Genomic DNA, 21,312 nt, shown 5'->3' on the forward strand with positions numbered 1-21,312 from the left:
AGCTCCCGCGTCGAAACCGTGCTTACAGCTCGGGCGCGGTGCGCACCGGCTCGCTGGGTTCGGGCTTGCGGGGCGCGCGCTCGCGCTTGACCGGATTAGCGGCCGTCACGCCGCGCTCGACGATGCCGGCCATTTCTTCCATGAACGTCTCGAAGCGCTTTTCGATGAAATCAAGACGATTACTGAAGAGATTGTAGGCCACCACGGCGGGGATCGCGGCAAACAGCCCCATCGCCGTAGCGATTAGTGCTTCGGCGATACCGGGGGCAACCATCGACAGGCTGGCCTGGCGCACATCACCAAGGCCGATAAAGGCACTCATGATGCCCCAGACGGTGCCGAACAAGCCGACATAGGGGCTGATCGAGCCGACCGTAGCCAGAAACGCCAGGCCCGACTCCAGCCGTTCGAGCTCGCGCGACAGCGTGACCCGCATCGCACGCTGGACCGAAGGCACGACATCGACGCTGGTCACATCGACTTGATTGCGCTGCCGCCGCAGCTCTTCGTAGCCGGATTTGAACAATGCCGGCATGCCTTCGGGGTGATCGTCGTGGCGATGGATCTCTTCATAGATATCGCGGACATTGCCGCCCGACCAGAAGCGGTCCTCGAACCACTCCATCTCCTTGACAGTGCTTTTCATCAACCGCCGTTTGGAGAAGATGACCACCCATGACGCAATGGACGCCAGCAACAGAATGACCAGAACGGCCTTGACCAGCGGGCTGGCCTGCAGGACCAGGCTCCATAGACTCATGTCGGTCGCGACGTTCATCTCGACTCCTCAGAAAAGCGCATCGGGCAACCGGCATGGCCGGAAGTTGGCGATGTTGACACAGGCCACCGTGAATTGACCCTGAATCAGCAGATCATCCGCGCGGCGGATCTGCTGGGCGAAGACAACCCGTGCCCGCGTGCGCTGCGCGATCTGCAACGACACGGCCAGCCGATCATCGAGCCGGGCCGGCTGTACAAAGCGCATCGACATATCGGCCAGGGTAAAGGCGATGCCGTGCGTATCGGCCAGGGTCCGATGATCGAGCCCGAGGCTGTCCAACCATTCGGTACGTGCCCGTTCACAATAACGCAGGTAGTTGGCGTGATAGACAACGCCCGAGGCATCGGTGTCTTCGTAGTAGACCCGGAGGCCGATTTCGAAGACCGGCGCGTGTTCGCCGCTAGCCATCGAAATCGAACAGATCCTGCTCGGCGTGGCGATTGGACTCTGGCACCGGGAGCCCGTAGTGCCGATAGGTTGCAGCCGTGGCAAGCCGGCCGCGGGGCGTGCGCATCATGAAGCCCTGCTGGATGAGATAGGGCTCGATGACGTCTTCGATGGTCTCGCGGGCTTCGCCGATCGCCGCGGCCAGACTTTCGACACCGACCGGGCCGCCGTCGAATTTCTCGATCAACGCGCCCAGCAGCTTGCGGTCCATGACGTCGAAGCCGTTGTCGTCCACCCGGAGCAGGTTCATGGCGTCGGCGGCCGTCGCCCCGTCGATCTCGCCGTTGCCCCGAACTTCGGCAAAATCCCGTACCCGGCGCAGCAGCCGATTGGCCACACGCGGGGTGCCCCGCGCACGCCGCGCGATTTCGGCCGCGCCCGCCGCCTCGATCGCGATATCCAGAATGCCGGCTGAACGTGTGACGATCGAGGCCAAATCGGACTGAGAATAGAATTCCAGACGCTGGACGATGCCGAACCGATCGCGCAGCGGCGACGTCAACGCCCCGGCCCGGGTGGTCGCCCCCACCAGCGTGAACGGCGGCAGATCGAGCTTGATCGAGCGCGCAGCCGGGCCTTCGCCGATCACGATGTCGATCTGGTAGTCCTCGAGCGCCGGGTACAGCACCTCTTCGACCACCGGCGACAGACGATGGATTTCGTCGATAAACAGCACGTCGTTGCGCTCGAGGTTGGTCAGCAATGCCGCCAGATCGCCTGGGCGCTCCAGCACCGGGCCCGACGTCTGGCGAAAGCCGACGTTCATCTCGTTGGCGATGACGTGCGCCAGCGTGGTCTTGCCCAAGCCCGGCGGACCGAAGATCAGCACGTGATCAAGCGCTTCACTACGGTTGCGGGCCGCCGAGACGAAGATATCGAGCTGCTCGCTGACCTCCGGTTGGCCGACGTATTCGGCCAGGCCGGTCGGGCGCAGCGCCCGATCAAAGCGGCTGTCCTCCGGCCGTTCGGAGGATCCGATCAGGCGCTGTTCGCTGTCGTCGGTATTCGGCTCCATCAACGCACCGCCCGGCGCAAGGCCTCGCGAATCAGGCCTTCGCTATCCAGGCCTTCGGTATCGATGCCGCGCAATAGTTTATCGGCCTCGGCCGGCTTGTAACCCAGGGCAATCAGGGCGTGGCGGGCATCGGCACTGGCCCCAACTCCGCCTTCGGCCGCCGCGGCTCCGGCCGGGGCCGCGGCCAGGGTCGGCGCGATATCGGTGCCCGACAGTTTGTCGCGCATTTCGACCAGCAGCCGGGCTGCGGTCTTCTTGCCGACGCCGGGCAGCCCGGTCAGCCGGGCGGTATCGTCGGCTTCGATAGTGGCCACGAAATCGGCTACGCTCATGCCGGACAATACGGTCAGCGCCAGCTTGGCCCCGACCCCGGAGACCTTGATCAACTCGCGAAACAGCCGGCGTTCGGCTTCTTCGACGAAGCCGTACAGCAGAATCGCGTCTTCGCGCACGATGGTCTGGATCAGCAGCGTCACCTCGCCGGAATACTGCGACAGCGCAAAAAACGTCGACATCGGGGCTTCGACCTCGTAGCCCACCCCGCCGACGTCAATCACCAACCGTGGCGGCTGTTTCTCGACCACTTTGCCGCGCAGCCGGCCGATCATGAGCGCACCTGTGCAGCCTGCATGCGTCCCGAAGTATGCGCATGGTGGGCATGGCAAAGCGCAACCGCGGCCGCATCGGCAGCATCAGCCTGGAGCCGGCCGGTGGCGCCGAGCAACATACCGATCATGTGCTGGATCTGGGCCTTGTCGGCATGGCCGCGCCCGACGATCGCCTGCTTGACCTGGGTCGGGGTATATTCCGAAACCGCAAGCCCGGCCGAGGCACCGGCACAGATCGCCGCTCCGCGGGCCTGACCGAGCTTGAGCGCGCTCGAAGCGTTACGCGAAACGAATACGTTCTCGACCGCCATCTGCTCGGGCTGATACTCGCGGATCACCTCGCTCAAACGATCAAATATCACGCCCAGCCGGGTCGGGAAATCGGCCTTGGGCAGTCGGATGCAGTCGATGACCCGGGCCTTGGGCGCCGCACCGCCGTCGATGACCGCATAGCCGGTGATGGTCGAGCCCGGATCGATGCCAATAATACGCGGCACTAGGCCGCCTCTTCCGACAGCGAAGCCTCGTCGAACTCGACATTGGTATAGACGTTCTGTACGTCATCCAGGTCTTCGAGCGCATCGATCAGCTTGAGACAGGTCTGGGCTGCCTCGCCCGTCAGTTCTACCGTGGTGGATGGCCGCATCGTCACGTCGGCATCGGCAGGCGTGAAACCGGCGGCCTCGACCGCTTCGCGAACCTGGGTGTAGTCGTCGGGGGCAGTCAATACCTCGAAGGAGCCGTCCTCGTACTCGACCAGATCCTCGGCTCCGGCCTCGAGCGCCGGCGACAGTACGTCTTCGTCATCGACATCCGGCGCGAACGTCAGCACGCCCTTGCGATCGAACAAATAGGCCACCGAGCCATCGGCGCCCATATTGCCGCCGTTACGCGAGAACACATAGCGAATCTCGGAGACGGTGCGATTGCGGTTGTCGGTCATGCAATCGACCATGATCGCCGCGCCCTGCGGGCCATAGCCTTCGTAGCGGATCTCTTCGTAATTATCGGCGCCGCCTTCGCCGGCGCCACGCTTGGCGGCCCGCTCGATATTGTCCTTGGGCATATTGGCAGCCAAGGCTTTGTCCCAGGCCAGGCGCAGCCGCGGATTGTCATTCGGGTCGGAGCCGCCCATACGAGCGGCCACGGTGATCTCGCGGATCAGCCGGGTAAAGATCTTGGCGCGTTTTTTATCCTGGGCTTTTTTCCGGTGCTGGATATTCGCCCATTTACTGTGCCCTGCCATAAACGCCTCGTCTTGGTACGTTGGCGATATTTTAACAGCCACCGGATAACAAGGCGTGGGTAAGCCGGGCTACAGCTCGATCTGGATGCCCAACTCGACCACCCGGTCGGTCGGGATTTGGTAAAAACTGGTCGCCGAGACGGCGTTGCGCGACATGAAAGCAAACAGCCGTTCCCGCCAGACCATCATGCCGGGGACTTCGGCACTGGGAATCAACGTTTCCCGGCCGACGTAGTAAGTCGTCTGATCGGGGTCGATCTCCAAGCCGAATTCTTCGGCAAACCGTAGTGCCACCGGTACGTTGGCGGCCTGCATGAAGCCGTAGAAAACCTGCATGCGATAGACCCCATGGCCGAGGGCATCGATAGTCAGCCGCTCGGCAGCCGGCACCCGGGGAATATCGCGGGTGTGTACGGTCAGCAAAATCACTTGGCGATGCAGTACCCGATTGTGGCGCAGATGGTGCAGCAGCATCGGCGGCGTGCGCGTGCCGGCCCCAGTCATGAACACCGCCGTGCCATCGATCCGAAAATCATCCTCCAGGTTGTCGACGAAACGTTGCAACGGTTGGTTGTCGTCGGTCAGATGGCGACCGATTAGGGCCCGCCCAGTGCGCCAGGTCGCCATCAGCAGAAAAATCAGCGCCGCCACCACCAACGGATACCAGCCGCCGCCAGGGATCTTGAAGATATTGGCACCGAAAAACGATAGATCGATTAGCAACAAGACCAGCGCGGTCATACCCGCCAGCCGCGGAAACCAGCGCCAGCGATAGGCGACGAAAAACGCCAGCACCGTGGTGATGACCATATCCATCGATACCGCGACGCCGTAGGCCGAGGCCAGGCGGTCCGAACTCTTGAAGCCGAGCACCAGCCCAATGGTCGCCGCCATCAACACCCAGTTCATGAACGGGATATAGATCTGGCCATAGGATTCACGCGAGGTCTGTACGATCCTCAAACGCGGCAGCTGACCAAGCTGGACCGCCTGGCGTGTCAGCGAAAACACCCCGGAAATCACTGCCTGCGAGGCGATCACGGTGGCCAGCGTCGCCAGCAGCACCACTGGATACAGCGCCCAGTCCGGGGCCAGCTCATAAAACGGCTGACGCGTTTGCGGCGCGCCAAGCATCAACGCGCCCTGGCCGAAATAATTCAACAGCAATCCGGGCAGCACGACCACGAACCAGGCCAGCCGAATCGGCGCGATACCGAAGTGGCCCATATCGGCATACAGCGCCTCGCCGCCGGTGACCACCAGAAATACCGTGCCCATGACCAGAAACCCTGCCCATCCGTTTGAGACAAAAAAGGCTTCTGCATACATTGGGTTGACTGCGGCCAGCACGGCTGGCTCTTGGAGAATGCCAGCGATACCGAGTCCGCCTAGTGTGGCGAACCACAGCAACATGATCGGGCCAAAAAAAGCGCCGACGGCTGCCGTGCCGCGTTTTTGGATCAAAAACAGCCCTACCAGAATCACGATGGTGATCGGTATGACATAGGGCTCGAACGCCGGCGTCGCGACCTGCAGCCCCTCGATGGCGCTCAGTACCGAAATAGCCGGTGTGATCGTACCGTCGCCATAGAGCAGCGCTGCGCCGAACAAGCCCAACAGCATCAACACATGACGACGGCTGGTCTTTTCTGTTTTCCAGGGGTTGAGCAAGGCGACCAGCGCGATGATGCCGCCCTCGCCGTGATTCGAGGCCCGCATGACCACGGCCAGATACTTGATCGAAATCACGATGATCAACGACCAGAACATCAACGACAGTACGCCATAAATATTGGCTTGTTGAATGTCGATCTCGTCGTGGGCGTAGAACGCTTCGCGCAGCGCATAGATTGGGCTGGTGCCGATATCGCCGTAAACGATCCCCAGGGCGGCCAGGCTCAGAAACGGCAGCGACCGGCCGTACGTTGCCTCGTCGGCGAGGGTCTCGCCTGGCGAATCGGTGGGCTGCGAGGAACCGGCCCGTCGGTTATGGCGAGCCCACAAATGCGCTTCGCGGTCGTCTGTCATCCGGCTGGCCCCCAAAAAAAAGCGCCACCAGCTTCGAGTCTACAACGCTCGAAACGGGTGGCGCTCGGCCGGTTCAGCCAGCGACGGGCTGTTTACCGGCTTCAGGTCGCCGGTGGGCGACTATTTCTTTTTCTTGCGCGGCGGCGGGAAATGGATCGGCCGACCGTCGACGGCAAGTGCGGCCTCGTGGACCGTTTCGCTCAGCGTCGGATGACCGTGGATGATGCGCGCGATATCTTCGCTGGAGGCCTTGTATTCCATGGCCACCACCATTTCCTGCACCAGCTCGGAGACATATGGCCCGATCATGTGCACGCCGAGGATCTCGTCAGTTTCGGCATCGGCGATCATCTTCACGAAACCGCCCTGCTGGGCCAGCGCCTTGGCCCGGCCGTTGGCCGCGAACGGAATCTGACCCACGCGGTATTCGTTGCCGGCCGCCTTGACCTGGGCTTCGCTCTTGCCCACCCAGGCCATCTCGGGCTGGGTATAGACGACCGAGGGAATGACGTCGTAGTTCACATGCGGCTTCTGGCCATCGAGCATCTCGGCCACGGCCACGCCTTCTTCCATGCCCTTATGCGCGAGCATCGGATTACCGACGACATCACCCACGGCATACACGCCCGGCAGGCTGGTGCGGAAGGATTCGTCGACGTCGATGAAGCCCTTGTCGTCGAGTTCGACCTGGGCGTCCTTGGCACAGAGATTGGCCGTATTCGGCCGCCGACCGACCGCAACGATCAGGCGATCGAAGGTTTCGTTCTTGGTCTCGTCGCCCTGGGTATATTCGACACGAACCGACTTCTTGTTGACCTTGGCCGAGGTCACCCGGGAGCCGAGCTGGATATCCAGGCCCTGTTTCTTGAAGCTCTTGACCGCTTCCTTAGCCACATCCCGGTCGGCGATCGGCATGAAGTCTTCCACTGCTTCCAGCAGCGTGACTTCGGAGCCCAAACGCGACCAGACACTGCCGAGTTCCACGCCGATATAGCCGGCGCCGATCACGCCAACCTTCTTCGGCACGTCGTCGAACTCCAGCGCGCCCCAGGAATCCACGATTCGATCGCCGTCGAACGGTGCGATGTTGAGCTCCACCGGGATCGAACCAGAGGCGATGATGATGTGCTTGGCATTGAGCGTCTGCTCGTCGCCATCATGGCTGGTGTACTTCACCTTGCCCGAATCGACCACCTGGCCGCTGCCGGCCATCGATTCCACGCCGTTAGCCTTGAACAGGCTGGCAATGCCGCCGGTCAGTTCGTTGACCACACCGGCCTTGCGCTTTTGCATCTGTGCGATGTCCATTTCGACATCGCCGACCTTGAGGCCGTGGCTGGCGAATTCGTGCTCGGCACGATGATAGAGCTCACTGGACTCCAGCAACGCCTTCGACGGGATACAGCCTGCATTCAAGCAGGTGCCGCCCAGCGAGGGTTTGTTGTCAAGATTGAGCCACTTGTCGATGCAAACTACGTTCATGCCGAGCTGCGCGGCACGAATCGCAGCCACGTAACCGGCCGGCCCGGCGCCAATTACGACGACATCGTATTCCTTGCTCATGCTAGTCCTTGATTGATTACCTAAAAAACCGCGCCGGCTCGAGGCCGGCGCGTGGCGATCGGTTATACCTGCAACAGCAGGCGCGCCGGATCTTCGAGCAGTTCCTTGATCGTGCGCAGGAACAGCACGGCGTCGCGACCGTCGATCAGGCGGTGGTCATAGGACACGGCCAGATTCATGATCGGACGGATCACGATCTCGCCGTTACGCACCACCGGCGTGTCGTTGGTGGCGTGCATGCCCAAAATGGCGGCCTGCGGCGGGTTGATGATCGGCGTAGATAGCAGCGAGCCGAACACACCACCGTTGGTGATCGTGAACGTGCCGCCGGTCATCTCGTCCATCGTAATCTTGCCGTCCTGGGCGCGCTTACCGTAGTCGCGGATCTGCGACTCGATCTGGGCATAGGACTGCTGATCGGCATCGCGCAGCACCGGCACCACGAGGCCGCGCGGCGAGGACACCGCCACACCCACGTCGTAGAAACCGTGATAGACGATATCGCCTTCGTCGATCGACGCATTCATGATCGGATAGCGCTTGAGCGCCTCGACCGCGGCTTTGACGAAGAACGACATGAAGCCGAGCTTGACCTCGTGATCCTTCTCGAACTTCTCCTTGTACTGAGCACGCAGATCCATCACGGCCTTCATGTCCACGTCGTTGAACGTGGTCAGCATGGCCGTGTTCTGCGAGGCATCCAGCAGACGCTCGGAGATACGCTGGCGGATACGCGTCATGGGCACGCGCTGCTCGGTACGCTCCGGCGTAACGTCGCCCAGAGCCTGGCGATCGGCCTGCTCGGTGCGATCGGTCTGGGGCTTGTCGCCACCGCGATCACTCGACGGGCTCTTGGCCCCCGAGGATTTGTCGTCGATCGCCTTCTGTACGTCGGCCTTGGTGATCCGGCCGTCCTTGCCCGTGCCCTTGATGTCGCGCGCGGCCACATCGTTTTCGTCCATGAGCTTGCTGGCCGCCGGGCTGGCGATCGCATCGTCGCTGCCGCCTTCGGACTCGTCTTCTTCGGCGTCGTCGCTGGATTGGCTGCTCGCAGCCGACTGCTCTTCGGCCGCCTCGGAGGCTTCGGCGTCGCCACTGTCGGCGTCGTCGCCGGAGGCGCCGCCCGCGCCTTCTTCGATGACCGCGAGGACATCGCCGGCCTGCACGGTGTCACCCGACTCGACCTTGATCTCGGCAAGCTGACCAGCCGCCGTGGCCGGCACTTCGAGCACCACTTTGTCAGTTTCAAGATCCAGCAGGTTTTCGTCGCGCTCTACGCGGTCGCCCTGCTTTTTCTGCCAGTCGCCGACTGTCGCCTCGCTAACCGACTCCGGCAGTTCCGGCACCTTGACTTCTGTCGCCATTACTTTTCCTGATTCGTCGTGTATCTATTGAATATGGTCCGCATCACTTCTTATTGCGGATACCGGACTTCTTCCCGCGCGGATCGGCCTTCACCGTCCCTTTCTCGATCAGGTGTTCGCCACCGACGAGACCGGCCTCGACCACCGCTTCCTGTTGTTGAATGTGGAGCTTGTGATAGCCCACGGCCGTCGTCGCGGCACCCGGCCGGGTCGCGTATAACAGCTCGTGCTGCTCTTCGAGCGGCACCTGCAGACGATGCTTGATCTGATACCAAGCACCCTGGTTCTCCGGCTCTTCCTGGCACCACACGATCTGCTCGGCGTTCGGATAGCCCTCCAGCACCGTCGCATAGTCCTCGGCCGGGAACGGATAGAGCTGCTCGATACGCACGATGGCGACATCGTCGAGCTCGCGCTCGGCGCGCTCCTGGTAGAGGTCATAGAAGACCTTGCCGCTACAGAACACGACCCGCTTGACCTTCTCGGCGTCGATATCATCGGTCTCGTCGATCACGAACTGGAAGTGGCCGTCCGACAGATCCTCGAGCGTCGAGGTCGACAGCCGATGGCGCAGCAGACTCTTCGGCGTGAGCACGACCAACGGCATACGCAGGTTACGGACCATCTGCTGGCGCAGAAGATGGAACCACTGTGCCGGGGTCGACGGCACACACACCAGCATATGGCGCTCGGCGCACAGCTGTAGGAACCGCTCGAGCCGGGCCGAGGAATGCTCCGGCCCCTGGCCTTCATAGCCGTGCGGCAGGAACATCGTCAGCCCGCACATCCGGCCCCATTTGGCGCGGCCGCTGGAAATGAACTGATCGATAATGACCTGTGCACCGTTGACGAAGTCGCCGAACTGCGCTTCCCAGATGGTCAACGTATGCGGATCGGCCGAGGCATAGCCGTATTCGAAGCCCAGTACGCCGGCCTCGGACAGCAGGGTATCGTTGACGTCGAAGTGGGTGCCGTCTCGCGAGCACTGGTTCAACGGCACGAATTCTTCGCCGTTTTTCTGGTTGTAGATCACCGAATGACGGTGGAAGAAGGTCCCGCGACCGGAGTCCTGGCCGGACAGACGCACGTTGAAGCCGTCGTCCAACAGGCTGGCATAGGCCATATGCTCGGCAAAGCCCCAGTCGATACGCGAGGCGCCGGCTGCCATCTTGCGTCGATCATCGACGATCCGCTGGACCCGCTTGTGCAGATCGAAGCCGTCGGGGAGATTATCGTAGAGCTTGCTCGACAGGCGCTGCAGAGTTTCGATCGGCACCGAGGTATCGACAATGTTCGACCATTTGTCGAGCCGATACTTGTCCCAGTCGACCGTATGTTCGTTGCCCACCATGCCGAGCGTGGTGCGGCTGATGTTCTTGCCCTCGTCGAGGCCGTCGCGATAGGCATCGAACAGTTTCTGGGCATGGTCGCTGCCGATCAGCCCCGCATCCTGCAGCCGCTTGGCATACAGGGCACGGGTGGTCTGCATCTTCTTGACCTTGTCGTACATCAACGGCTGGGTCACGGCCGGCTCGTCGGCCTCGTTATGGCCCTGCCGGCGATAGCAGATCATGTCGATGATGACGTCCTTGCCGAACGTCTCGCGATAGTCCATGGCCAGACGGGTCACGAACACCACGGCTTCCGGGTCGTCGCCGTTGACGTGGAACACCGGGGCTTCGAGCATCTTGGCGATGTCGGTGCAGTACTGCGAGGTTCGCGACATCTCGCCCTGTTTGCCCGTAATCGGGTCCTGCATCGTGAAACCGAGCTGGTTGTTCACGATCAGATGCACCGTGCCACCGGTCGCGTAGCCGTTGGCCTGGGACAGCTGCATGGTCTCCATCACGATGCCCTGGCCGGCAAAGGAGGCGTCGCCGTGGATCAACACCGGCAGCACGGTCTCGCCGGCAGTGTCATGGCGACGCACCTGACGCGCCTTGACCGAGCCTTCGACCACCGGATTGACCGCTTCGAGATGGGACGGGTTGAACGCCAACACCAGGTGCACGCGCTCGTCTTCGATTTCGATATCGGTCGAAAAGCCGAGGTGATACTTCACGTCGCCCGACATATCGAGTTCGTCGATGTCGTACTGGCCTTCGAACTCGGCGAACAACTCACTCGGCGCCTTGCCGAGAATATTGACCAGCACGTTCAGGCGGCCGCGGTGGGCCATGCCGAGCACGACTTCATCCACGTGATGACGGGCTGCCGAGCGCACTAGCTCGTCCAACGCCGGGATCATGCTGTCGGCGCCTTCCAGAGAAAAGCGTTTCTGGCCGACGTATTTGGTATGCAGATAGCGCTCGATACCTTCAGCGGCCGTAAGCTGGCGCAGGATCTCGAGCTTTTCCTTCTCGGCCAGCCCGTGATGCTCCACCCCGGCCTCGAGCCGGCGCTGGACCCAGCGCTTTTGCTCAGTATCGGTGATGTACATGTACTCGGTGCCGATCTTGCCGGTATACACCCGCTTGCAGACGTCGATGATCTCGCGCAGCGTCATCTCGTCGTCATGGGCGTACAACGAACCGGTGTTGAACACCTTGTCCATGTCCGCTTCGCCCAGCCCGTGATAGGCCGGGTCCAGATCCGGCAGCGGCTGCGGCTGATACAGACCCAGCGGATCGAGATCGGCCACCCGATGACCGCGGCTGCGGTAGTGGTTGATCAGCTGTAGCACACCGGCCTGCTTCTGGGCTGCCTTGGAAGACATGCCCGAGCGCGCCGATGCACCCTGCTCTACCGAGGCGTTCAGGTCGACGAAGGATTCCCGGATCGGACCGTGGGCGATGTCCTGGCCGCCCTCGCCGTCCAGATTCTTAAAGTATTCGCGCCAGCTCGGCTCAACCGATTCCGGATCGCGTAAATACTGCTCGTAGTAGGCTTCGACGTAGGAAGAGTTACCGCCGAACAAGGGGGAGGTACTGATGAACTTGTCGTTCAAATCGCTTTTCATAGAAACTGGTCTATCGCCGTAACGAGGTGCCGGATCACCTCAGTGTCTTAGGCCGGCGCTCCCTGCCGTCATCCGGTCCGCGCCGGGGCGCCATGATAACAAATCGCCGGCGCCCGGGCCGGCGCGTACGCCGGCATTCCGGGCTTCAAGCTAACCCGTCTTCTGCTGGGTTTTGGCTTCCTCTTCATCCCAGCCCGAAGTGAGATCCTTGAGATAGTCACGGAACTCATCGCCGATCTCGTCGTGCTTCAGCCCCATCTCGACGTTCGCCTTGAGATAACCGAACTTGCTGCCACAGTCATAGCGCGTGCCTTCAAACTCGTAGGCCAGCACAGTCTGCTCGCCCATCAGCGCCTCGATCGCGTCCGTCAACTGGATCTCGCCACCGGCGCCCGGCTTGGTCTTATCGATCAACCGGAAGATACGGGGCGTGAGGATGTAACGGCCGACGACCGCGAGATTTGAGGGGGCTTCTTCGGTCGGCGGCTTCTCGACGATGCCACGAATTTCCGATAGCCCGGGGCCGATCGGCTCAGCCTCAACGATGCCGTACTTGTGGGTCTCTTCCCAGGGCACGCGCTGGACCGCGAGCACGCTGGTGCCGTATTCCTGATAGACCCGGTGCATTTGGGCCATGCAGGGCTGGAAAGAACCGGCGATCAGGTCGTCGGCCAGAATTACCGCGAAATCCTGGTCGCCGACGGCTGGCAGCGAACAGTTGATCGCATGCCCCAGCCCAAGTTGTTCCGGCTGGCGAATATAGACACAGCTGATCCCGGGCGGCAGCACGTCGTGCACCGCAGCTAGAAGCTCCTCCTTACCCTTGGCTTCGAGCGCCGCTTCCAGCTCGTAGTCCCGATCGAAATGATCCATGATCGAGTTTTTGGCATGGCTGGTGATGAACACCATCTCCTCGGCCCCGGCCGCGATCGCTTCCTTGACCGCATACTGCACCAGCGGCTTATCGACCACCGGCAGCATCTCCTTGGCGCTGGCCTTGGTTGCCGGCAGGAACCGGGTGCCCAGCCCGGCCACCGGGAAGACCGCTTTACGAATACGCATATTGCTCGTCCTTTTAGATATTCAGTGTCTTGTCGCTCGACGGCATGCGGCCGTCGGCATTGTTCTTCGTCTTAAAGAGGCTGCACGTCCCCGGTGAGATGGTGAATCTCGCCGTCTCGGCTGGTTAACGCAAAATTCACACCGTCCTCCCCCGAAGCGTGCTTGAAAAGTACCGTACTCGGTAGAAACACCGGCTTTTTGAACGCCACCGAAATAGTGTACCGGTCGCCGGACAGATGCGGCTGCAGTGCAGCTGCCGCTCTTGCCTTGAGCCACATACCGGTCGCAATCGCCCGCGGAAATCCGAACAGCTTCGCACTCCATGGGCTCAAATGGATCGGGTTATAGTCCCCTGCCGCTCCAGCATAGCGCCTCCCGATATCGGACGGAATTTGCCAGGTCGCTTCTTCGCTGGGTGTGAAAGACAGTTCAGGTACGGTGGACTGGCCGGGCTGGGCGTTGTCACGGCTCTTCTTGGTATGCGGCTGCTTCTGCCGCGACAGCATCGTGCCGGTTTCCTGCCAGACCACCTGGCCACTGCCGTCGAGCACCTGGGTAACCAGGTCGAACTCAACGCCCTTGCCGACATCTCGGTGGCCACCGACCGAGGCGAGGATCTCGAGCGGCTCATCGACCGAAATCGCTCGATACTGAGCGATCTCATTGCGAACATGGATTAGGCCGAGCAGAGCCAGAGGGAAGTTCTTGTGCGTGAGCACCGCCATATGCAGCGGGAACGCAAGAACATGCGGATAGGTGACCGGCAGCGTCTCGGCCCGCGGGAAACCGCAGACCTTCCGGTAACGCGCCAGTTCATCGGCTCGCACGTCCAGATCGCGCACTCGCGCGCTGATCTCGGGGATTGTTTCTCCCCGGGCCAGTTTCGATCCAAAACTCGTTACCGCTCGAAAGTAAGACGGCGTCACCGCCGGCAGTTGATCGAACTCGAGCGTGATATCTCCTGCCATCGTTTTGATCGTCGTTGGACGATTGAAGCAAGAAGTTTAACGCGTTGCCCGATCAATACAATGCGGGGCATACCTGACCCGTTCAGCTGCGATTCGAGCTGAATCGTTTCACCCGGTCCAACAACGCCGCGGCCACCTGCTGTCGTACCGGTGAAAGACGCTCCGGCTGCTAGAACGCAGCCCCAAAAATGGTGCCCGGGGTCGGACTCGAACCGACACGGGAGTTGCCTCCCAAGGGATTTTAAGTCCCATGCGTCTACCAATTTCGCCACCCGGGCTTGGGGGCCGAATTCTAGCAGGGAACGAACCGGGCATGGGCTGAGAATATTACCGTCACGCCGGAATCGGCGCTTCAAATCGCCCATACGCCTGATATGAGCCCCGAATGGGCCGCCCGACAGTACTCCTACTATTGGCGCGGACTTGTGCATAACGCACACGGGTCTCGCCGATAGAACGGAGGTATATCCGCTCCGCTCACGATGGAACCAGAAGCTCTCAACGCCGACCAAAGTACTCGTTTGTCGATAGTATAAAAACTATATCCGCCTTCGCCGACGGTCATCGCAGCCGAGCAACTGACACCCGAAACAAAAGGTGAGCGATTTGATTAGCGGCCAGCTCTACCGGGCTGGGTGCTTGTCTGCGCTATGGCCCAACCGGCCGCGAATCATAGACCTTTTCGGCTGAGCTATAAGATTTAGTGCCGGTTCTGTATGACTACCGCACCCTCGTCTGAGGCCCTGGCCCCGCCATTGATACGGCACGCCGCCTAGCTTCGGAACCTATCTCTTCATTTACGACCTAAGCGCAATTGAGGGTTCAGAATCAGCCAGTGCCTGTCCGATATGCAGACGCTGTTGCTCTAAAAGTACGAGACTGCACGTTCTTCGGAACCTACACCCCAGTCTAGCCAAAAATCATGGCGAAACTGTACTGAGCAGATGGTACGTACGTGCTTGTTCGGTGATTCGTGGCGTACGAACTTCACCTGAAACAGGCCGACGCCAAAAACACGAGACAAAGATCGAGGCGCACTTCCCCACACTGCCCCCAGAAGCTACGAGCCAGCGCTCTGGTTGGAAACACAATCCTTTCAACCGAGACCCCATCATGCACTATGTGGCAAAGCCATAGCTTTTGGGTACTTATTTCGCTGGCCCCACCCTGTTCGAGGCGCGCTCTAGGCTGGTGTCCTGTGCTGACATTAGGCGCTTGCCATCCAGTCGGAGGCATAAACTACGGGAGCCGAATCTCGAAGTTTTGGCTTCGGTGAGTACTTGTTGTATCCACCGCCCTGCTGCAGATGATGATCGGAGCCATGCTGCGTGCTGTGCGCATCTTCTCCAGGCAAATCTAAACCCAGAATGGCAGACACAAAAAAGCCCGCGCTAGCGGGCTTTTAAAGCTTCCTTGGAATACACAGGAAGATTGTATATGGAGGCCAGGCCCGGAATCGAACCGAGGTACGCGGCTTTGCAGGCCGCTGCATCACCACTCTGCCACCTGGCCTCGAGTGAAACCCGAAAACTCGGCTTTCGACAAATAAAAACCTCGGCCGAATCGGCCGAGGTTTCGGCTATTTGGAGCGGGAAACGAGATTCGAACTCGCGACCCCAACCTTGGCAAGGTTGTGCTCTACCACTGAGCTATTCCCGCGTTGTGAGCGCACATTATAGGGCAGTGAGAAATGGTGTCAACGATTGATTTCCAATTCGTTTCGACCGTTAATCTCAGTACCTGACGATAGTGTTTTTCGATGCCATGGCATCGAGAAACCATCGTAGATACCTGCCCTGTCAGGCCCGCTCAGCGACGCTCGATACTGAGCGTCGGCCATGCCTGACGCAAGTATATTAACATCGACCAAAGGGTAAGTGCAGCAGAAATTCCAAGCAGCACCACGCCGCTGATGTAGATCCATTGTTGTTCGAACAGGTCGAACAACATCAGAAAGATCGCCAGCATTTGTACCGCAGTCTTGTACTTGCCGAGCGAGCCGACCGAGACGACGCCGCGCTGGCCGAGTTCGGCCATCCACTCGCGCAGGGCCGACACGGTCAATTCACGGCCGACGATAATGCTGGCCGGCAGGGCCACGAACCAATGCGGGTCTCGATAGACCAGCATGACCAGTACCGCGCAGACGATCAGCTTGTCGGCAACCGGGTCCAGGAAGGCACCGAACGCCGAGGTCTGATTCCAGCGCCGAGCAAGATGGCCGTCTAGCCAGTCGGTTGCCAGCGCCAAGCCGAAAAGAATGGCGGCCACGACGTCGAAACCGGGTAAACGGACGAACATCAGCCCGATCACGAATGGAATCAGGACAAGCCGGAACAGGGTGAGCCAGATGGGCAGATTCAACGTCGCTCCTCAGTCTCGCCGACGCACGGACCGCAGTTCAGGCCGTATCGTGGAAATAATCGTATATGCGTTGTGCCATCGCCGTGCTGATGCCCTCGACCCGAGCCAGATCGGCGACCCCTGCTCTGGCGACTTCCCGCGGCCCGCCGAAAGTCTGCAGCAAGCTTTTGCGTCGCTTGGGGCCCAATCCTTCGACTTCATCGAGCATCGATGCACTACGTGCCTTGCCACGCTGCCCGCGATGGGCTGCAATAGCAAATCGATGCGCCTCGTCGCGAATCTGCTGGATCAGATGCAATGCCGGCGAGTCGGCAGGCAGTATAAGGGGCGACTCCTGACCGGGCAAAAACAGCTGTTCGAGACCCGGTTTGCGAGTTGAGCCCTTGGCCACCCCGAGTAGTTGGACACCGGCCACTGCGAGTTCGTCGAGCACTTCCCGGGCCACCGCCAGTTGGCCCTTGCCGCCGTCAATGAGTAATAGATCGGGCAGGCTCGCCTCGCCAGCGGCGACCCGCTTGAAGCGTCGGGTCAGCGCTTGGCGCATCGCGGCATAGTCGTCGCCGGGCTCGATGCCGTTGATGTTGAAACGGCGGTACGCTGATTTGTTCGGCGCCCCGGCCTCGAACACGACACAGGACGCCACGGTCTTTTCGCCGCGGGTATGGCTGATATCGAAACAGGCCATATTCATCGGCGGATTATCTAGCCCCAGCGCATCGGTCAGCGCGTTAAGCCGTTTTTCGACGCCCGCTCGGCTGGCCAGCTGGGCCGACAGGGTCTGGTTGAGCGTGGCGCGGGTGTTGTCCAACCAGCGGCGCCGCTCGCCACGGACGTTGGTCTTGATGCCAACCTTGCGTCCAGCCCGAGTGGTCAGGCTTTCAGCCAGCTCCTCGGATTCGGAGGGCAGCGGATCGACCAGTAGCTCGTGCGGGACCGGCCGATCGATATAGTACTGGCTGATGAAGGCCGACATCGCATCCGCGACCTCGGTACCGGCGGGCGCACTGGGAAAGAAACTGCGATGACCGAGATTGATGCCGCCGCGCACGGTCACCACGACCATCGCTGCCACCCCGCCGTCGATCGCACCGCAGATCAGGTCGAAATCGCCCTTGCCGCCCACGGTCTGGCTCTGGGCCTGTAGCCGCCGCAGTGCCGAGATCTTTTCACGCAGGCGTGCCGCGGTTTCGAAATCCAACCGGCTCGAGGCGGCCTCCATATCGCTGACCAGGCGGTCGATCAATCTGTCGTTGCGGCCTTCGAGCAACTCCACGGCATCGGCCACGTCCCGGGCATAATCTTCTTGGCTGATGTTGCCCACACAGGGGGCCGAGCAACGTTTGATCTGATACTGCAGACAGGGCCGCGACCGATTTTCGAAGTAGCTGTCGCGGCAGTTACGCAGCTGGAAAAGACGCATCAGCGTATCGGCCGTATTTTTAACCGCCCCGGAACTCGGAAACGGGCCGAAATAGTGGCCCTTCTTCTTCTGCGCGCCGCGATGATAGACCACCCGCGGATAGTCGTTGTCCCCGGTGATCAACAGATAGGGATAGCTCTTGTCGTCGCGCAGATAGATGTTGTAGCGCGGCCGATGCTTTTTGATCAGCGTCGACTCGAGCAGCAGCGCATCATCCTCGGTATGCGTGATCGTGACCTCGATGTTGGCCACCTGATCGAGCATCGCTTCGGTCTTGGCATTGCCCGAAGCCCGCAGGAAATAACTGGAAACGCGTTTTTTGAGGTTCTTGGCCTTGCCGACGTAGAGCACGTCGCCCGCGGCGTTGTACATCCGATACACGCCCGGCCGCGTGGTCAGCTGGCGGACATAACGATTGGGGTCAAAACCGTGCTCGTGGGAATCGCTGGTCATGCGTCTATGATGCGTCCGTTGTCTGCGTTGACAAGCCGTGGCCGTGATCGACGGCCCGGCGCGCGGCCGCGAATATATCGGCGAACATCGTCGGTGTCAGCCGCCTGGTATTGGTGTTGTAACGGCTGCAGTGGTACGAGGCGAGCAGCTGCTGGCCGTTCGGCAAGACATAATCTGCGCCGTGGCCGAAGACATAGTCGCGCTGGCGCAGGCCCAGCGCCCGGACCGTGGCCTTGTGCGCGACCCCGCCTAGGGTGAGCAGCACGCGGGCTGTGGCGATCTCGCTGGCCAGGAATTCGTTGCAGGCATTGATTTCGCCTGCCACTGGGCGGTTGCCCGGCGGCAGGCACTTCACGGCGTTGGTGATACGGCAGTCGTACAACACCGGTGCCTCGTGGCCGCTGCGCGGGCTGGCGAAGCCATGCGCATGCAATGTCGGGTACAACAGTTCCCCGGCGGTGTCCCCGACGAACGGCTTGCCCGTAGCGTTGGCCCCGTGCATGCCGGGGGCCAGCCCGATGATCAGCAGCGGCGAATCGGCCGGCCCGAACACGGGCACCGGCGCGGCATGATAGTGCGGATACTCGTGCCGGACCTCGCGGCGTAGGGCCACCAGCCGCGGGCAACGGCGACAGTTGGGTGCAGGTTGGCGCATGATTAGCCCGTGGGCTGAGTGCCGCGACGAGAGCCGATCCAGCCAGTCGCGAAATCCACGAGATCGACCATCGACAGTAGCCGTGCCTCGGCCTCGCCGACCCGGCTGCGTGCCAGCGGGCGCCCGGCGGCGTCATAGTCGGCGCCGAGCGCCATGAAATCGTCTGGATCGTAAGCAAAGCCGGCATAGTCGTGCCAGACCCGCTGGCCGTCGCGACAGATCGCCGCGCCCGAAGGCTTGTAACCCGGCCGATAATGCGGCGCTCGATGTTCGGCCAGATGCAGCGCGGTACAGCAATCATAGCCCACGCCGAGCAGCACGATACGAGCATCGAGATCGTAAAGCGCCCGTAGAGGCGATGCTTCGCCAAAGCCATCGGGTAGATCATGATGGGCGACGATATCCGGGGCATATCGGCCGCAGGCGGCCATCGACACCTGTGGATGCCCGCTCCGCAATGCGCCGGGCGCGCTGCGAAAGCATTCCGCGACCTGGCCCATACCGCGGGTCGGCGTGGTTGCCGGATCGAATGCCGGCATTTCGGCACGAATGATCGGCCACCAGGATTCAGGCACCGCTGGATCGCCCCAGTTGGCCGGCTCGGAGCGGTCGTTGGCATGGGCCGGCATCGCCAGCGTGCCCTGGGCCCCGACGGCCTCGTGCAACGCTTCGATCACGGCCTGCGAGCCGCCACAGATCCAGCCGAGCGCGCCCATGGCGCAGTGCACCAGCAGCGTCTGCCCGGGCACAACACCAAGCCCGCGCAGATCGGCGACCAGGCGCGATGTCGTCACCGGCCCCTGAGTGGCCTTCGCGATGCGATCGGCTTCGGCCATGCAACCTCGTAAGCTTAAAAACAGTGGATATATCGTATGCGCGGCCTTGGCATGGGCCCGGCCGGCCTGCACCGCGAATCGGCGCGTCGTAAAATAACGCAGCCCGGATTCGCAGCGCCGCAGGCCGCCTTGACCCCTCGGCCATAGATGGTCCCAATCGTCGCACCTAGCGCCGCGAGGCCCGTTCCAGCGCTCGATTTGCGCGAAACCTCGACCAGCCCTAGAGCGCGAGCTCCGACGCCGAGACTACGACCCCGTCCAAATCGGCATATAGCCAGTCCTCGGGCATGAAAGTCACGCCGCCGAAACGCACCGGCACATCGCGTTCGCCGATGTTTTTCTTGTTCGACTTCAGCGGATGCGTGTTGATGGCCTTGATCGCCATGTCCATCTGCGACAACTCGGCGGCATCGCGCACACAGCCGTAGACCAGTACCCCAGCCCACTCGTTGTCGATGGCCAGCTGGGCCAGGTTGTCGCCCATCAGCGCACAGCGATCCGAGCCGCCACCATCGACCACCAGCACCCGGCCGCCACCCGGCTCCTCGAGTGCCAGGCGCACCAGGGAGTTGTCCTCGAAACACTTCACGGTGCTGATCGGGCCGGCGAATTCCAGTCGCCCGCCGAAATCGGTGAACAACGGCTCGAGAATCTGCAGCTTATCGCTGAACTCGTCGCAGAGATCGGTTACGGGATACATCGGCGTTCCTATTGGGCATGGATGATTCGAACGTCATGCTAGAGCCTGTGGCGACTGGGCGCGAGTCCATGCCAGCGCGCGGTTCGCCGCTGTGCCCACAACCGGCTGACACGATACCGCGTTCGCCGAGGCTCCCTACTGGATCGCCTCAGGGCACCGACCTCGCAGCGCTTGCCAACAGCTAGGTCGTGATCGACCGAGTCCGGCTCGTCGCGCCCAGACCGAATACGCCCGCCAAGGTCGCGACACTCAGCAATAGGAAATAAATCAGCGACCACGCCGGCAGGCTAAGCCCGGCGAACGAACCTTTGACGGTCGCACAGCTGGCATCGCCACGAAACACGATCGCGATCACCTCCTGCAGCGGCATGATCTGAATCAGATAATCCAGCCCCGGGCCACAGGCCGGTACTTGATCGGCCGGCAGATGCATCAGCCATACGTGGCGCGCGGCAATCGCCGCACCCAGCAGCGCCGCGACACTGGCCAAACCGGCATAGATGCGATGCGCCATACCCGCCGAGCCGTGGAGCCAGCCCATCAGGCAGAACACAGCCACGCCGGCCATGGCCACGCGCTGGAAGATACATAACGGACACGGCTCGAGGCCGCCCACGTATTGCAGCAGATAAGCAAAACCAAGCGCGCCCAGCGCTGCACAGGTTCCGGCCGCGAAATAAATACGAGTGGTCATTGTGAAAAATCGTCCCATAGTCCTTAACAGCCGGCAATCATGGCAGCCCAATATTTCGCCGTGCCGCGCGACGCCCTGTTTTGCCCCCAACAAGCCGGGCGCGGGTTCGCGCCCAGCCTCGACGGCCCTAGTCTAGCGGTCTGCTAAAC

The 21,312-nt window shown here is 61.5% G+C and carries 18 protein-coding genes and 3 tRNA genes; all 21 read right to left on the bottom strand.

What is annotated here, in order from left to right; all coding sequences use genetic code 11:
- Positions 1-22: 22 nt before the first annotated feature.
- Positions 23-778 carry a protein TolQ gene (gene tolQ / locus V5738_RS10305; RefSeq protein WP_423820715.1) on the bottom strand — a complete coding sequence of 252 codons (756 nt, stop codon included), beginning with the start codon at positions 776-778 and terminating at the stop codon, positions 23-25.
- A 9-nt stretch (positions 779-787) separates the two neighbouring features.
- Positions 788-1,189: a tol-pal system-associated acyl-CoA thioesterase gene (ybgC, locus tag V5738_RS10310; RefSeq protein WP_423820716.1), complete on the bottom strand. Its 402-nt coding sequence runs from the start codon at positions 1,187-1,189 to the stop codon at positions 788-790.
- On the bottom strand, positions 1,182-2,243 hold the full coding sequence (gene ruvB, locus V5738_RS10315; RefSeq protein ID WP_423820717.1) for a Holliday junction branch migration DNA helicase RuvB: 1,062 nt from the start codon (positions 2,241-2,243) through the stop codon (positions 1,182-1,184). The genes ybgC and ruvB overlap by 8 nt, the downstream gene beginning before the upstream one ends.
- On the bottom strand, positions 2,243-2,851 hold the full coding sequence (ruvA, locus tag V5738_RS10320) for a Holliday junction branch migration protein RuvA (RefSeq protein ID WP_423820718.1): 609 nt from the start codon (positions 2,849-2,851) through the stop codon (positions 2,243-2,245). The genes ruvB and ruvA overlap by 1 nt, the downstream gene beginning before the upstream one ends.
- On the bottom strand, positions 2,848-3,348 hold the full coding sequence (gene ruvC, locus V5738_RS10325; protein ID WP_423820719.1) for a crossover junction endodeoxyribonuclease RuvC: 501 nt from the start codon (positions 3,346-3,348) through the stop codon (positions 2,848-2,850). Before ruvC ends, ruvA begins: the two co-directional genes overlap by 4 nt.
- Positions 3,348-4,097, bottom strand: coding sequence for a YebC/PmpR family DNA-binding transcriptional regulator (locus V5738_RS10330; RefSeq protein ID WP_423820720.1), 750 nt, complete (start codon positions 4,095-4,097; stop codon positions 3,348-3,350). Before V5738_RS10330 ends, ruvC begins: the two co-directional genes overlap by 1 nt.
- Before the next feature lie 69 nt (positions 4,098-4,166).
- Positions 4,167-6,125, bottom strand: a complete 1,959-nt coding sequence (locus V5738_RS10335; protein ID WP_423820721.1) for a potassium transporter Kup — start codon at positions 6,123-6,125, stop codon at positions 4,167-4,169.
- Between the two features lie 120 nt (positions 6,126-6,245).
- Positions 6,246-7,688, bottom strand: coding sequence for a dihydrolipoyl dehydrogenase (gene lpdA, locus V5738_RS10340; RefSeq protein WP_423820722.1), 1,443 nt, complete (start codon positions 7,686-7,688; stop codon positions 6,246-6,248).
- Between the two features lie 62 nt (positions 7,689-7,750).
- Entirely contained in the window at positions 7,751-9,052 is a 1,302-nt protein-coding gene (odhB, locus tag V5738_RS10345) for a 2-oxoglutarate dehydrogenase complex dihydrolipoyllysine-residue succinyltransferase (RefSeq protein WP_423820723.1), read from the bottom strand.
- A 43-nt stretch (positions 9,053-9,095) separates the two neighbouring features.
- Positions 9,096-12,011 (bottom strand): 2-oxoglutarate dehydrogenase E1 component, encoded by a 2,916-nt coding sequence (locus V5738_RS10350; RefSeq protein ID WP_423820724.1) that lies wholly within the window; start codon positions 12,009-12,011, stop codon positions 9,096-9,098.
- Between the two features lie 150 nt (positions 12,012-12,161).
- Positions 12,162-13,073, bottom strand: a complete 912-nt coding sequence (gene galU / locus V5738_RS10355) for a UTP--glucose-1-phosphate uridylyltransferase GalU (protein WP_423820725.1) — start codon at positions 13,071-13,073, stop codon at positions 12,162-12,164.
- Between the two features lie 71 nt (positions 13,074-13,144).
- Positions 13,145-14,041 carry a MaoC family dehydratase gene (locus V5738_RS10360; RefSeq protein WP_423820726.1) on the bottom strand — a complete coding sequence of 299 codons (897 nt, stop codon included), beginning with the start codon at positions 14,039-14,041 and terminating at the stop codon, positions 13,145-13,147.
- 189 nt (positions 14,042-14,230) lie between these two features.
- A tRNA-Leu gene (locus tag V5738_RS10365) sits at positions 14,231-14,319 on the bottom strand.
- Between the two features lie 1,160 nt (positions 14,320-15,479).
- Positions 15,480-15,553: transfer RNA gene (locus V5738_RS10370), tRNA-Cys, on the bottom strand.
- 72 nt (positions 15,554-15,625) lie between these two features.
- Positions 15,626-15,700, bottom strand: a tRNA-Gly gene (locus V5738_RS10375).
- A gap of 150 nt (positions 15,701-15,850) precedes the next feature.
- Entirely contained in the window at positions 15,851-16,405 is a 555-nt protein-coding gene (gene pgsA, locus V5738_RS10380; RefSeq protein WP_423820727.1) for a CDP-diacylglycerol--glycerol-3-phosphate 3-phosphatidyltransferase, read from the bottom strand.
- Positions 16,406-16,442: 37 nt separating this feature from the next.
- Entirely contained in the window at positions 16,443-18,278 is a 1,836-nt protein-coding gene (gene uvrC / locus V5738_RS10385) for an excinuclease ABC subunit UvrC (protein WP_423820728.1), read from the bottom strand.
- Positions 18,279-18,282: 4 nt separating this feature from the next.
- A complete protein-coding gene (locus V5738_RS10390; RefSeq protein ID WP_423820729.1) occupies positions 18,283-18,933 on the bottom strand; it encodes a uracil-DNA glycosylase in 651 nt (216 codons plus the stop codon).
- Positions 18,934-18,935: 2 nt separating this feature from the next.
- On the bottom strand, positions 18,936-19,769 hold the full coding sequence (locus tag V5738_RS10395; RefSeq protein WP_423820730.1) for an aminoglycoside N(3)-acetyltransferase: 834 nt from the start codon (positions 19,767-19,769) through the stop codon (positions 18,936-18,938).
- A 220-nt stretch (positions 19,770-19,989) separates the two neighbouring features.
- The gene (gene rraA / locus V5738_RS10400; RefSeq protein WP_423820731.1) at positions 19,990-20,469 is read right to left on the bottom strand and encodes a ribonuclease E activity regulator RraA; all 480 of its coding nucleotides are present in this window, start codon (positions 20,467-20,469) and stop codon (positions 19,990-19,992) included.
- Between the two features lie 181 nt (positions 20,470-20,650).
- Positions 20,651-21,163, bottom strand: coding sequence for a disulfide bond formation protein B (locus tag V5738_RS10405; protein ID WP_423820732.1), 513 nt, complete (start codon positions 21,161-21,163; stop codon positions 20,651-20,653).
- Positions 21,164-21,312: the final 149 nt, after the last annotated feature.

The organism is Salinisphaera sp. SPP-AMP-43 (assembly GCF_049568105.1).
GTDB lineage: Bacteria > Pseudomonadota > Gammaproteobacteria > Nevskiales > Salinisphaeraceae > Salinisphaera.

Bases quoted from the DNA above. Each gene is read 5' to 3' on its own strand.
- tolQ (WP_423820715.1), bottom strand. From the start codon at position 778: ATGAACGTCGCGACCGACATGAGTCTATGGAGCCTGGTCCTGCAGGCC.
- ybgC (WP_423820716.1), bottom strand. From the start codon at position 1,189: ATGGCTAGCGGCGAACACGCGCCGGTCTTCGAAATCGGCCTCCGGGTC.
- ruvB (WP_423820717.1), bottom strand. From the start codon at position 2,243: ATGGAGCCGAATACCGACGACAGCGAACAGCGCCTGATCGGATCCTCC.
- ruvA (WP_423820718.1), bottom strand. From the start codon at position 2,851: ATGATCGGCCGGCTGCGCGGCAAAGTGGTCGAGAAACAGCCGCCACGG.
- V5738_RS10330 (WP_423820720.1), bottom strand. From the start codon at position 4,097: ATGGCAGGGCACAGTAAATGGGCGAATATCCAGCACCGGAAAAAAGCC.
- V5738_RS10335 (WP_423820721.1), bottom strand. From the start codon at position 6,125: ATGACAGACGACCGCGAAGCGCATTTGTGGGCTCGCCATAACCGACGG.
- lpdA (WP_423820722.1), bottom strand. From the start codon at position 7,688: ATGAGCAAGGAATACGATGTCGTCGTAATTGGCGCCGGGCCGGCCGGT.
- odhB (WP_423820723.1), bottom strand. From the start codon at position 9,052: ATGGCGACAGAAGTCAAGGTGCCGGAACTGCCGGAGTCGGTTAGCGAG.
- V5738_RS10350 (WP_423820724.1), bottom strand. From the start codon at position 12,011: ATGAAAAGCGATTTGAACGACAAGTTCATCAGTACCTCCCCCTTGTTC.
- galU (WP_423820725.1), bottom strand. From the start codon at position 13,073: ATGCGTATTCGTAAAGCGGTCTTCCCGGTGGCCGGGCTGGGCACCCGG.
- V5738_RS10360 (WP_423820726.1), bottom strand. From the start codon at position 14,041: ATGGCAGGAGATATCACGCTCGAGTTCGATCAACTGCCGGCGGTGACG.
- uvrC (WP_423820728.1), bottom strand. From the start codon at position 18,278: ATGACCAGCGATTCCCACGAGCACGGTTTTGACCCCAATCGTTATGTC.
- V5738_RS10390 (WP_423820729.1), bottom strand. From the start codon at position 18,933: ATGCGCCAACCTGCACCCAACTGTCGCCGTTGCCCGCGGCTGGTGGCC.
- V5738_RS10395 (WP_423820730.1), bottom strand. From the start codon at position 19,769: ATGGCCGAAGCCGATCGCATCGCGAAGGCCACTCAGGGGCCGGTGACG.
- rraA (WP_423820731.1), bottom strand. From the start codon at position 20,469: ATGTATCCCGTAACCGATCTCTGCGACGAGTTCAGCGATAAGCTGCAG.
- V5738_RS10405 (WP_423820732.1), bottom strand. From the start codon at position 21,163: ATGACCACTCGTATTTATTTCGCGGCCGGAACCTGTGCAGCGCTGGGC.